The following is a 12,436-nucleotide window of genomic DNA, read 5'->3' as shown; positions in this document are numbered from 1 at the left end:
CTAGACTTTTCCTTGCCTATCTTCTTCACTGGCCTCCGCTTGAACTTCGGCCAACCATTGAGGAAGAAATTGACTTTCCAGGTATTCATTATTATAATTCCCTAGCTGAAAGGCAGGAGCTGCTAACAGATCATAGAGAAATTGCTGGTTAGTATTAACACCCTCGATGCATAATTCTTCTAAAGCCCGCTTCATTCTTAATAAGGCTGACTGGCGGTCATCACCATAGGCAATAACCTTAGCAATCATACTATCGTAAAAGGCGGGCAAAGCACTGCCAGATAGGATGGCTGAGTCGACCCTTAAGCCTAACCCCCCAAGCGGCCAATGGATAAAATCAAATTTGCCCATCGAAGGGAGAAAGTTCTTTTCGGGTTGTTCAGCATTAATACGACATTCAATGGCATGTCCCGAAAAATGGACATCACTTTGCTGATAAGACAAGTCGTAACCATAAGCCACACGAATTTGTTCAGCTACGATATCAATACCGGTAACTAATTCAGTAATAGGATGTTCCACTTGAATTCTGGTATTCATTTCCATAAAATAAAAGTTTTCATCGTCATCAACTAAAAATTCAATAGTCCCCGCCCCAGTATATTGAACATTTTCTCCAGCACGCACAGCCGCTTGGCAAATGGCTTGGCGGGTTTTATCACTGATAAAGGGACTTGGAGTTTCTTCAAGCACTTTTTGATGATTTCTTTGTAAGGAACATTCACGTTCCCCCAAATGGATAACATGGCCATTTTGATCGGCCAGGATCTGAACTTCAATATGGTGGGCCGGATGGATCACTTTTTCTAGGTACAACCTAGCATCGTTAAAGCCTTGTTGGGCCTCACGACTAGCCTCATCAAATTGTTTTTGTAAGTCTTCTGGGCAATCAACCTGACGCATCCCCTTACCACCACCACCTGAAGTGGCTTTCAGTAAAACTGGATAGCCTACTCGATCGGCTTCAGCTAAACCTTCACTAGCACTGTGAATGAAATCCTTAGAGCCAGGAATAACCGGAACATTGGCTGCCATCATGGTTTGTCTGGCGTGTTGTTTGTCACCCATTTTGTCAATGACTTGAGCACTAGGCCCGATAAAAGTGATATTCATTTCTTGACAGAGCCTGGCAAATTTACTATTTTCTGAGAGAAAACCAAAACCCGGATGGATGGCTTCAGCATTAGTTACGTAGGCAGCAGATAAAATGGCTTGCATATCTAGGTAGGAATCCTTGGATTGAGGCCCTCCTATGCAAACGGATTCATCTGCTAATTGCACGTGTAAGGCATCTTTATCAGCAGTTGAATAAACCGCCACGGTATCAATGCCCATTTCCTTACAGGTTCTAATTACCCTAACCGCTATCTCACCCCGGTTAGCAGTTAAAATTTTTGAAAACATAAGTCACCAGCTCTATTTCGCTTCTCCAACGGCAAAAGTCATTAAACAGGAAGAAACCACCTTACCATCTTCGCGACGGATTTCAGCCTTTGCGGTTCCTATCGATTTTTTCATCTTTAAAATATTGACTTCAACAGTCAAAACGTCCCCTGGGACGACTTTTTGACGGAACTTTACCTTGTCTACAGCCGCTAGATAACCGGTCATTTTCTTGTCCTCAGTATTTAAGCCCTTAAGTAAAGCAATTGAACCGACCTGGGCCATTAATTCAACTTGAAGAACTCCTGGCATTACCGGTTCTCCTGGAAAATGCCCCACAAAGAAAGGTTCATTAATTGTCACATTTTTACGAGCAACGATTCGCTTGCCGACCTCAAGTTCGTAAACCGCATCCACTAAAAACATGGGGTAGCGGTTAGGAATAATATCCATAACCTCTTGGGCGTTTAAAATTGGTTCTTGATTTTCCATTTTTTTCTCCTTTTACACTAGTAGTTGTCATCAGCTAGGAAGAAAGGAATCTCTCCTTAAATCCTTTACCACGCCTATGTTCTAAAACAGGGACAGCCTTTAACTAATTTCAAAAAGCTTTTGGCCGTACTCAACCACATCACCATCATTGACAAAAATATTAGTAATTTCTCCTGAAGTGGTGGCGTGAATTTCATTCATTATTTTCATAGCCTCAATGATGCATAGACTTTGACCTTTTTCAACATGGTCGCCAATTTTCACAAAGTTGTCTTTATCTGGAGCTGGTGCTAAATAGGCAACTCCGACCAGAGGACTTTCTACGATTTCCCCCTGAACTTCATCAGTTTGGCTGACTTGTTGATTAGCTTGTCTGGAAGCTTCGGTGGATTCTTGAGCTTGATCAGCAGGAACAGGCTTTTCTGCTTTTGTAATAGCTGGCTGAGTTTCATTAGTAAACACTTGTGATGCTTGCTCATTTTTAGATAGGTGAAGCTTGAAATCGTCATCAACAAATTCAAATTCTCTTAGGCTTGATTGGTCAATTAAATGGATAAGTTCTTTAATTTCTTCAGGGGTCATTAGTCACTCACCTTTTTCATACATAAAACTGTGTTGTGGCCACCAAAGCCGAGCGTGTTGCTAATCGCTACATTGATTGCTTGTGAACGTCCTTGATTAGGTACATAATCAAGATCACAATCAGGATCACTAACTTGATAATTTAAGGTTGCAGGAATATAGGAGTCTTCCATGCCCTTCAAGCAGGCAATTGCTTCAACTGCTCCAGCTGCACCTAATAAGTGCCCTAGTGCTGATTTCGTTGAGGATACCGGAATCTTATGAGTCAATTCTTCCCCAAATGCTAACTTAATTGCCATAGTCTCAGCTCGATCATTAGCTGGGGTTGAGGTCCCGTGGGCATTAATATAATCCACATCGTTCACAGATAAAGCTGCTTCAGCTAAGGCTTGTTCAATAGCAGCTTTAGCTCCTAGTCCTTCTGGAGTAGGCGCAGTAAGATGATAGGCATCAGAACTTTGACCGTAGCCGACAATCTCACCGTAAATTTTTGCCCCCCGTTTTTGAGCACTTTCTAAACTTTCTAACACTAACATGCCAGCACCTTCACCCATAACAAAGCCATTGCGTTCCTTGTCAAAAGGAATGGAGGCACGATCAGGATCTGTGGAAAGGGATAGGGCCGTTAAATTAGCAAATCCAGCGATTGCGATCTCACAAATAGCGGATTCACCTCCACCAGCAAGCATATAGTCAGCATAACCATGTTTTATATAGCGGAAGGCCTCTCCGATAGCATTGTTGGCTGATGCACAAGCAGTAACCATGGTCAAGGCTGGCCCGTGTAGACCGAGTTGCATGGAAATGTTTGCTGCTCCCATATTGGAAATAGCCATTGGGACAAAGAGAGGGTTAACCCGTTTAGGACCACGTTCAACTGATTTTCTTACCCCTCTTTCAATTTCTTGAACACCACCGATACCGGTACCAAAATATACCCCAAAGCGGTTTGTGTCCATGTCGTGAGTATCTAAACCAGCATCCTTTACTGCTTCCATAGAAGCGACCACCCCATAATGAGCATAGGGATCCATTCTTTTAACCGATTTACGATCAAGGTAGTCTTTGGGATCGAAGTTTTTAACCTCAGCCGCCAAAGTCACTCCTGTATCGCTGGCATCAAATTGTGTGATGGGAGCAAATCCATGTTTGCCTGCCTTTAAATTTTCCCAAAAATCACTGACATTATTTCCAATTGGTGTTACCGCTCCTAAGCCCGTAACAACTACCCTTCTAGTATTCATTAAGTTCCTCCTTCACCCTTCTCAATCTTTCATTTATTCCATATATAAGCCACCATTAACATTTAAAGTGGTTCCAGTGATGTATGGGTTCTTGACTAAGAAGTAAACGGCATCAGCAATATCTTCTACTCGCCCAAAATCCCCTAAAGGAATTTGCGCAATCATCTGCTCTTTAACCTTATCTGATAATTTGTCCGTCATATCACTAGCGATAAAACCAGGGGCAACGGCATTGACCCGAATGCCACGACTAGCTAATTCGCGCGCAGCCGTCTTAGTCATGGCTATCACACCTGCCTTAGCAGCAGCATAGTTAATTTGACCAGCATTACCTATTTGTCCAGATAAAGAAGCAATGTTAATAATATTGCCGCTTTTTTGTTTTAACATCACTTTTGAAACATGACGCATGAGGTTAAAACAGCCTTTTAAATTAACGTCAATTACTGCATCGAAATCAGCTTCCTTCATACGCATGAGTAAGGTATCACGGGTAATCCCAGCATTATTAACCAATACGTCAATGTGAGCATACTCTTCTTTACAGCGGTTTATGATCGCTTGAGCCTGGTCAAAATCTTGGACTTCTGATTTCAAATCAAGTACTTTAGCCCCCCTTTCACTTAAGTCATCAAGATGAGCTTGGCTGGATCCAGACCGGCTTACCAAGGCCAAATTGTAACCCTTATTGGCAAATTCTCTAGCTATGGCTGCTCCGATACCACGGTTTCCGCCGGTAATGATTGCTGTAGGTTTTTCTGTCATTTTAATCTCCTTGTAAAATAGTCAATGCTTTAGTTAATGTGGCTTCATCTTCAATATTTAAGGCTGTCACCGACTTATCAATTTGCCGAGTAAAGCTGGTGAGTGTTTTTCCAGGTCCAATCTCTATAAAGGTATCCACGCCTGCTTGAATGAGATACTCAATCGAATCCGCCCATTTGACCGGTGATTGGATTTGTTGAAGTAAATCTTGCTTAATCTTTCCATCTTCATGAACTTGTCCACTTGTGTTAGCGACAACTGGAATTTCTTGAGGTGAAAACTCCACATCTTTAAGTACTTGGGTTAATCGTAGAGAGGCAGGATGCATCAGCTGGGTGTGAAAGGGCCCGGAAACCTTTAGAGGAATTAAACGCTTAGCCCCCGCTTCCTTCAATTCATCCCTAGCGAGGTCGACTAAATCACTATTCCCCCCGATGACAATTTGCTTGGGAGAGTTGTAATTTGTCGGATAGACATAGCCAGAATGATGGTCCATAATATTTTCACAGACCCTCTCAATCAACTTGCGGTCAGTTTTCATGACAGCTAGCATTTTTCCTTCACCGGGAGCGACTGCCTGGCTCATATATAAGCCACGTTTTCTCAGTAGTTTTAACCCGTCAACAAAGGAAAAGACACCACTATAAGCTAAGGCAGTGTATTCGCCTAAACTTAATCCAGCTAAATAGGCAGGGTTCTCAGGAAATAATTTTTTCCAGACGGCTAGAATAGCTAATGAGACTGTATAGATGGCAGCTTGGGTATATTCTGTTTGATTAAGCAGGTCATTTTCTTCAAAGCACATGGCCTTTAAATCATAGCCAAGAACTTTCTCAGCCGTTTCAAAATATGGCTCCATAACTTCAGCATGATGTTCAAATAAATCTTTTCCCATACCAGGGTATTGTGCCCCTTGGCCAGAAAAAAGATAAGCAATTTTTTCATTCTTTGCCCTTTCCTTAATAAGGTTTTAATTTTTATCATTAAATAAAGTAATTGGGGTAAAAAAAGCAGTGAAAAAATATTTTTCTTCACTGCATCTTATTTAATTATAGCCATTCACTAGCTTTTTCTCGGATCGTTGTCTGGCATACATCCATATAGGATTGGAGTATTTTCTGGCAGCTCTCTTCTTTATTAATTAAGCCAGCAATCTGACCAGCCATCAGGGAACTATTTTGGGTATCCCCTTCTACAACTGCTCGCCGTAAAGCTCCTCTTCCCAAAGCTTCTAAGCGCTCCCAGTCTGGATTTTCTTTGCCCGCTTCAATTCGCTCAACTCGTAAATACTCTTTGGTCAAACGATTGCGCAAAACCCGAACTGGATGACCTGTAGCTTCTCCTGTTGTGACGGTATCAATATCCTTAGCTTTAATAATCTTTTCCTTAAAATTAGGGTGGGCATTGGATTCCTTAGCACAAACAAAGCGTGTACCCACTTGAATCCCACAGGCTCCAAGCATCAATGCTGCTGCCATTCCCCGACCATCACCGATTCCTCCTGCAGCGATAACGGGAATATTAACCGCGTCGACTACTTGGGGAAGTAAAGCCATGGTCGTTGTTTTACCTACATGACCACCAGATTCCGTCCCTTCGACAACCACTGCATCAACGCCTTCTTTTTCCATGCGTCGAGCAAGTGCTACGGAAGCAACAACTGGGATAACCTTGATATTTGCTTCACGAAATTGCTTCATAAAGCGACCAGGTGATCCTGCTCCAGTAGTGACTGTTGAAATACCCGATTGACATAGGTAGTCAACAACTTCTTCAACATGTGGATTGAGTAACATCACATTAATTGCAAAAGGCTTATCTGTTTTTGCTTTCATGGTTTCGACTTTTTCTCGCACCACTTCAACAGGATCATTCCCCGTCCCTACAACTCCTAAACCACCAGCATTTGAAACGGCAGATGCCAGATCTGGATCTGCCACCCAAGCCATGGCTCCCTGAATAATAGGATATTTAACTCCCATTTGCTTCCATAGAGTGTTCAAAGCGATTCACTTCCTTCATTATCCCATAACATTAGTAAGGATTATTTATTGTTGTCAACAAAGTCAACTAGGTCTTGGACTGTTTCCATATTCAATTCATCTTCATCGATAGTGACATCAAATTCGTCCTCAATATCATTGATAATTTGGAATAAATCTAAGCTATCAGCATCTAAATCCGATTGAAATTTAGTTTCAGGAGTAACTTCTTCCTTATCTAAATCAAGCTGGTCACAAATTAATTCTTGAATTTTTTCAAATGTACTCATTATAAATTCCTCCATTGATTTTTTTATAGTGTCTTCCTCAATACTAACATTGTCGCTCAACAATTGACAATACAAGTCCCCCAAGTCAGGCCACCGCCAAAAGCTGATAATAGTACCTTCTGACTGCCATCCAATTTAAGCGCTCCTGATTTCCGTAAATCATTCAAAACAAGGGCTACCGATGCAGCGGAAGTATTCCCATAATTTTGAATATTTTGGACCAGGCGCTCCTCTGGTATTTTTAGCTTACGCTGGCAAACTTTTAATATTCTTGCATTTGCCTGATGTAAGACAAAATAATCGATATCATTAATAGTCAGATTGGCAGATTTTAAAACCGCTTCTATTTGCCTTGGCACTTGCCGAGTAGCAAAGTCATAAACTTGCCTGCCCTTCATCTTTAAACTAGGGTCTTGGTAATAAGAATCAGAACTGACTGATCGAGCTAGACTAGTGCCTCCAGCAACTATCGCCGCTCCTTGACTGCCATCACAAGCGAGTGATTCTTGGATAATAGCTGAATGGCCATTCGCTTGAACCAGAATAGCTCCAGCAGCATCACCAAACAAAACACAAGTTGAGCGGTCTTTCCAATTCATGAGATTGGTCATTTTCTCCGCACCAATGACTATGGCATAACCGTTTCGGTAATAAGCCTCTAATTTATCAGCTAGGGAGAAAGCTTGGACAAATCCGCTACAAGCAGCTGAAATGTCAAAACAGACTGCCTTAGTTGCTCCTATTTTAGCTTGAACTTGACTAGCTATACTTGGTGAAGAATGCTCTTGTGACATACTAGCAACAATGATTAAGCCAATTTCATTAGGAGAAATATTAGTTTTATTTACTAATTTTTGCGCAGCTGCTTGGGCCAAAGAAATACAAGATTCCTCAAGGGCAACATAACGTTGCTTAATCCCCGTTCTTTTGCTTATCCATTCGTCACTAGTATCTACGAACTGCTCCAAGTCCACATTCGACATAACTTTTCGCGGTAGGGCGGATGCCGTTTCAACTATTTTCATAGCAATCACATCATTCTTAATTTTTAAATTTAAGTTAATCAAAGATCAACATGTATTGATAATAAGCTATACAAATTTAATTGTCAAACATTTTTCGCTATTTTATGGGTGTTACTATTTATTTTGTTAGTGATTATCATTTATTTTTGTATGTAATAAACCTTATTTTAAAAGAATTTTCTGTAAAAATATAAAAAATAAAAAAAGAGAAATCAATTTGATTTCTCAAAAATAATTTTTATAGTTATTTGTTATCAATTATTTGTCATCGTCACTAGAAGCTATCGACACGTATTCTTCAATATCTTTAAAATTGACTACAGTTCTTTCTTCAAGGATATCTCTAGCTGGACGACTTGACAGACTCCAATCAATTTTTAAAATGGCAGAGTTAGTAAGAAGCTTTTCGATTTCTCCAATAATTGTATAGGTTCTGAATTGAAACTTTACAACATCACCTATATTAGGACGAATAGATTCCTTAATAGTATCAATGATTTCATTTGCCTGTTCATAAGGCATATCTAATAAATTAGCTATCCGTGAATTACTGGTTCCTCGCCGAAGTTCAGTTTCCACTAGTGACTGCATTTCCGCCGTTATTTTTGGTTTACGACCCATACGCTCGTCTCTCCCATCTAATACAAGCTGGCTGGCTATGAAATTAAATATATGAATAATATTAACATACTATCGATTGCGGCACAATTTATAGCTGTTAATTCATTAAGCATAAGCCATATTTATTACAAAACCAGCTTAAATGCTTACTATTAAAACAGATCACCATTCCTCTAATAATAAAGGAGTAGTGATCTGTTAGTTGTTAATATCATTTTATTCTAAGGACATGGCGTCTTTAGATCAAACTACATATTAGTTTCATCAACCTTACCAGTAACTGATTTAGTACCTAATAAACCACCAAGGCATGATAGAACACAGCCTAGTAAGACACCAACAAATGCCCAGATTGAGCCTTGTGAGATGCCATCTGAAACATCATCAGCATCTTGACGTAATTGTTGAATATTACTGTCAAGTTGTTGTTGGGTACTTTGAATGGCATTATTAGCATTTTCAATTTGGTTACGTGCTTCATTAGCAGCTTGGTTATAACCATCAATAATATTTTGAGTAGTTTCTTCAGCTTCTTGTTGAGTTAGATCAGTGTTAGAAGCAATAGCGTTAGAAACAGCCTCTTGGTCTACGTTTTCTGAAATATTGTCAACACGGCTGGTTAATGAATCTGCCAAGTCGTTAAATACTTGTTCAGAATTTTGTGGATTAACGACAACTTCACGAGCTGCGTTAGCAATATCATTTACCGCGCCATTTAATTGGTCAGATAAATATTCTGGTTGTAATTCACGAATATCAGTATCTCTTAAGACTTCTTGAACGTCTTGGTTAAGATTTTGAATATCTTGATCGTTCACATCAATGTTGTTTGCTAAAGCATTTACGCCTTCACTTACAGCATCTCCAGCGTTTGAAGCAACACTTGTCACAGCGTCACCAGCAACACTAGCAGTTTGACCAATAACATTACCTGCAAAACCTAGAACAGAAGCAACAATTTGTCCTAATAATACAACTGTTACGACTAGGGAAATTGCCCATGATAAAAAGCCATGGACTGCGCCTACTCGACGTGCAGTTACCCCAGCAACAAAGCCTGATCCTAAAAATGATAGTGCTAATGAAATAACTGACCAGACCATAACACCGGTACCGACACCATCAAGCGGATTTTGTGCACTCGGTTGGATCATACCAAATCCAATGGCATTTCCAATTAAGGAAAAAGTAATTAATAAAGCAACAAAAGTTACTAGGCCAGCAAATACAGCTCCCCAAGATAAGTTATACCCGGCTTCTGCATCGTTAGCACCTAGATAGGTTCTAAAACGATTTCTCATAAAATCACTCCTTTTAAAATAATATATAATATTGTATTATACAAAGCAAGCAAAAGCCCTTGAAATAACTAATATTCATACAATCAATTAAAAATATTGTATTATCATTTCTAAATATCTATAAACAGTTTAAAAACTAGTAAGCAAATAATTTTAATAATTACCTACAAAGCAAAAAGGCCAGAGAAAAATCCAGCCTTCTCGCTTATTTTGCATAACCTTTAATGATCTTTCCACGGTAACTGCCATGCTGAATTTTCCACACCAGAGTACCGATACCCGCTCCCAAAAGTGCCATAGTCACCCAGCCAAAACCTTGGGGTCCAAAGGGAACTATTCGTACAATATCTTCGAAGATTTTAGGAGCAAAGTCTAATTGAATAAGCGCTTCAACCACCGTATAGATAGAGGTTAATAAGACTGCTCCCTTAGTCGTTCCGTCATTAGGAATATATTTTCTAAATAAACCAATTAAAGTAACAATAATTCCTAATGGGTAAGCAACTGCAAACAAGGGCTCACTCAATCCAACAATTTTCTCTACCCCAACAGTCCCTTGTACCACGCAAAAAATACAAAAGACCAAAACAATAAAGGTATAGGGATATTTCTGATGAGTAAGCTCTTGGGTAAAGTTTGCCACTGAAGCTAATAATCCCGTAGCAGTCGTTAAGCAAGCTAAGGTAATAGCGATGGAAAGAATAATTTTTCCAGCACCACCAATAGTTTGTTCAACAATGGCAATTAATAACTGGGTTCTTTCTATATCAGGGCTGTAAATCGTTGACGCTGTAGCCCCTAGCCATAACAAGCTACCATAAATGAACAATAACAAGCCACTAGCTATGACAGATGCCCAGATAGTCATCCGCATCCCTGCTTGGTGGTTATATTTTTTATGTCTAATCGTCATAATCATGACACTAGAAAAGAGTAAGCCAGTGATTAAATCCCCCATTTGATAGCCTTCGGTAAAAGCCCAACCAAAGCTATTATCGACCTGAGCAGCCGCCATATTGGGGCTGACTGGGTTAATCATGCCAAAAATAATAATTCCAATGACCATTGCAATCAAAGCAGGAGTAAGATAGCGTCCAATCTTATCAACCACGCCCAATTGATCAACAGTGAGGAAGTAAACAACAGTAAAAAAACAATTAAAACGACATAGTTAGGTAACCAAGGGAATAAGGAACGAAAGCCCACCTCATAAGTCGTTGCACCAGTACGTGGGATTAAAATAAATAGGGCAATTAAATACATGGTAATACAATTAAAGACTTTATAAAACCAGGGAGCAATTGGTTCGGAAACTGCTTTTACCGATCCTCCCCCCTTAACAATAGCTACCATCGATAATACCGGTACTAATATAGCGGTCAAAGCCAAACCAATAACACTGGCAGACCAATCTTCTCCAACAATAATTCCCATATAAGGAGGAAAAACCAAATTACCCGCTCCAAAAAATGTAGCAAACAAGGTAAAACCTACTACGATCGTATCTACAATGAAGCGCCTATTTTTCATAAAACCAAACCTTTCAGTATAAGTATAGGGCTGATCGTCAACTCATATAAAGCTGTCAAAAGAAGAACGATTAAAAGCATTATTCACCTAGTAAAGGCTGATTTAAGGACAAAATTTAACATATCGATTTGCCCAGGTCGCTTTAAAAGTTCCCTATATCTATTAGTATTTTTATTTCATGTGAAATGTATAAAACGCTATTTATTGTGAAATAATAAAGATTTGCGCTTTTTATACGCAGGTATTATCTATTATAAAGTCTACATCTCAGCGCCATAAAATCGCTATTCACAAATAAAATATTTCATCTAAAGTTGTTTTTCACATAAATTAATTAGACTAAATCTCCAATTTACCAATAGGAAAAGCGACTTCTTCTTATAAAGAAGTCGCCTTCAACAACCTATTCTATTATTATACCATTTTTGCTAAGTAGCGAAATATTTTTATTTAATAATTTTATATACAATAAAGTACGGATGTGAAAACGTCACTAAATACTTGAATGACAAGGCCAGCTATTTCCTAACTTGTGGACGATTTGAACAGTTATAGTTTAAAAAGTCATTTTAAAATATTTCAGATCAACTATTTGACAGGCTTTATTTCGAATGCGCACAAATTAAAAGAGGCTGAACCTCTCGTCCAGCCTCCTTCGATTAACTTTATTAAGCAGTTTCTACTGCGAGAATTCTAACACTGAAAGCTTCACCAGGAGTTTCAATTTCCACTTCATCGCCAACTTTTTTACCAATTAAGGCATTAGCTATCGGTGACTCATTTGAAATTTTACCACCAAGGGGATCTGCTTCAGCTTTACCGACAATTTCGTATTCTTCCTCTTCCCCATCAGGAAGCTCTTGAAATTTAACCCGTTTACCAATGCTTACCGTATCCTTACCCAAGGCATCAGGGTCAACAATTTCAGCATAACGGATCATATTTTCGATTTTAGCAATTTGACTTTCCAAAATGGATTGTTCATTTTTAGCGGATTCATATTCTGAATTTTCTGATAAGTCCCCAAATGAACGCGCAACCTTGATTCGGCTAATCACTTCAGGGCGCTTATTTAATTTTAAATCTTCTAATTCCGCTTCTAAACGTTCCTTACCTTCTACGGTCATTGGGAAAGTTTGTTCTGACATCTAACATTCTCCTAACACATACGATTAAAATATACAAAATAATACCATATTACTAACTTTTTAGCAATGTAAA

12 protein-coding genes and 1 pseudogene are annotated in these 12,436 nt (G+C 39.3%); all 13 read right to left on the bottom strand.

The genetic code is table 11. The annotated features are described in order from the left end of the window. The 13 genes and pseudogenes from accC to greA all read right to left on the bottom strand — a co-directional run bounded on the left by accC (position 1) and on the right by greA (position 12,363). Positions 1 to 1,404, bottom strand: a complete 1,404-nt coding sequence (gene accC / locus HMPREF9243_RS04685; protein ID WP_013668817.1) for an acetyl-CoA carboxylase biotin carboxylase subunit — start codon at positions 1,402 to 1,404, stop codon at positions 1 to 3. 12 nt (positions 1,405 to 1,416) lie between these two features. Beyond that, positions 1,417 to 1,875, bottom strand: coding sequence for a 3-hydroxyacyl-ACP dehydratase FabZ (fabZ, locus tag HMPREF9243_RS04680; RefSeq protein WP_013669679.1), 459 nt, complete (start codon positions 1,873 to 1,875; stop codon positions 1,417 to 1,419). A gap of 99 nt (positions 1,876 to 1,974) precedes the next feature. Next, on the bottom strand, positions 1,975 to 2,457 hold the full coding sequence (gene accB / locus HMPREF9243_RS04675) for an acetyl-CoA carboxylase biotin carboxyl carrier protein (RefSeq protein WP_013670054.1): 483 nt from the start codon (positions 2,455 to 2,457) through the stop codon (positions 1,975 to 1,977). After that, entirely contained in the window at positions 2,457 to 3,701 is a 1,245-nt protein-coding gene (gene fabF, locus HMPREF9243_RS04670) for a beta-ketoacyl-ACP synthase II (RefSeq protein WP_013669127.1), read from the bottom strand. Before fabF ends, accB begins: the two co-directional genes overlap by 1 nt. A 33-nt stretch (positions 3,702 to 3,734) precedes the next feature. Next, entirely contained in the window at positions 3,735 to 4,466 is a 732-nt protein-coding gene (gene fabG / locus HMPREF9243_RS04665) for a 3-oxoacyl-[acyl-carrier-protein] reductase (RefSeq protein WP_013669924.1), read from the bottom strand. Position 4,467: 1 nt separating this feature from the next. Continuing rightward, positions 4,468 to 5,403, bottom strand: a complete 936-nt coding sequence (fabD, locus tag HMPREF9243_RS04660) for an ACP S-malonyltransferase (RefSeq protein ID WP_315861766.1) — start codon at positions 5,401 to 5,403, stop codon at positions 4,468 to 4,470. Positions 5,404 to 5,515: 112 nt separating this feature from the next. After that, positions 5,516 to 6,469 carry an enoyl-[acyl-carrier-protein] reductase FabK gene (fabK, locus tag HMPREF9243_RS04655; protein WP_013669647.1) on the bottom strand — a complete coding sequence of 318 codons (954 nt, stop codon included), beginning with the start codon at positions 6,467 to 6,469 and terminating at the stop codon, positions 5,516 to 5,518. 41 nt (positions 6,470 to 6,510) lie between these two features. Beyond that, positions 6,511 to 6,738, bottom strand: coding sequence for an acyl carrier protein (locus HMPREF9243_RS04650; protein WP_013668481.1), 228 nt, complete (start codon positions 6,736 to 6,738; stop codon positions 6,511 to 6,513). A 56-nt stretch (positions 6,739 to 6,794) separates the two neighbouring features. Beyond that, positions 6,795 to 7,763: a beta-ketoacyl-ACP synthase III gene (locus HMPREF9243_RS04645; protein WP_041706034.1), complete on the bottom strand. Its 969-nt coding sequence runs from the start codon at positions 7,761 to 7,763 to the stop codon at positions 6,795 to 6,797. A gap of 258 nt (positions 7,764 to 8,021) precedes the next feature. Next, a complete protein-coding gene (locus HMPREF9243_RS04640; protein WP_013669914.1) occupies positions 8,022 to 8,384 on the bottom strand; it encodes a DUF2187 domain-containing protein in 363 nt (120 codons plus the stop codon). A 248-nt stretch (positions 8,385 to 8,632) separates the two neighbouring features. Beyond that, positions 8,633 to 9,685 (bottom strand): type III secretion system translocon subunit SctE, encoded by a 1,053-nt coding sequence (gene sctE, locus HMPREF9243_RS04635; RefSeq protein WP_013668606.1) that lies wholly within the window; start codon positions 9,683 to 9,685, stop codon positions 8,633 to 8,635. Positions 9,686 to 9,890: 205 nt separating this feature from the next. Next, positions 9,891 to 11,215, bottom strand: a pseudogene (locus HMPREF9243_RS04630) (branched-chain amino acid transport system II carrier protein). 668 nt (positions 11,216 to 11,883) lie between these two features. After that, positions 11,884 to 12,363 carry a transcription elongation factor GreA gene (greA, locus tag HMPREF9243_RS04620; RefSeq protein ID WP_013670092.1) on the bottom strand — a complete coding sequence of 160 codons (480 nt, stop codon included), beginning with the start codon at positions 12,361 to 12,363 and terminating at the stop codon, positions 11,884 to 11,886. Positions 12,364 to 12,436: the final 73 nt, after the last annotated feature.

This window comes from Aerococcus sp. Group 1 (assembly GCF_000193205.1).
Lineage (GTDB): Bacteria > Bacillota > Bacilli > Lactobacillales > Aerococcaceae > Aerococcus > Aerococcus urinae_A.
This window is presented reverse-complemented; position numbering and strand designations above follow the sequence as displayed.

Bases quoted from the DNA above. Each gene is read 5' to 3' on its own strand.
- accC (WP_013668817.1), bottom strand. From the start codon at position 1,404: ATGTTTTCAAAAATTTTAACTGCTAACCGGGGTGAGATAGCGGTTAGG.
- fabZ (WP_013669679.1), bottom strand. From the start codon at position 1,875: ATGGAAAATCAAGAACCAATTTTAAACGCCCAAGAGGTTATGGATATT.
- accB (WP_013670054.1), bottom strand. From the start codon at position 2,457: ATGACCCCTGAAGAAATTAAAGAACTTATCCATTTAATTGACCAATCA.
- fabF (WP_013669127.1), bottom strand. From the start codon at position 3,701: ATGAATACTAGAAGGGTAGTTGTTACGGGCTTAGGAGCGGTAACACCA.
- fabG (WP_013669924.1), bottom strand. From the start codon at position 4,466: ATGACAGAAAAACCTACAGCAATCATTACCGGCGGAAACCGTGGTATC.
- HMPREF9243_RS04650 (WP_013668481.1), bottom strand. From the start codon at position 6,738: ATGAGTACATTTGAAAAAATTCAAGAATTAATTTGTGACCAGCTTGAT.
- HMPREF9243_RS04645 (WP_041706034.1), bottom strand. From the start codon at position 7,763: ATGAAAATAGTTGAAACGGCATCCGCCCTACCGCGAAAAGTTATGTCG.
- HMPREF9243_RS04640 (WP_013669914.1), bottom strand. From the start codon at position 8,384: ATGGGTCGTAAACCAAAAATAACGGCGGAAATGCAGTCACTAGTGGAA.
- sctE (WP_013668606.1), bottom strand. From the start codon at position 9,685: ATGAGAAATCGTTTTAGAACCTATCTAGGTGCTAACGATGCAGAAGCC.
- greA (WP_013670092.1), bottom strand. From the start codon at position 12,363: ATGTCAGAACAAACTTTCCCAATGACCGTAGAAGGTAAGGAACGTTTA.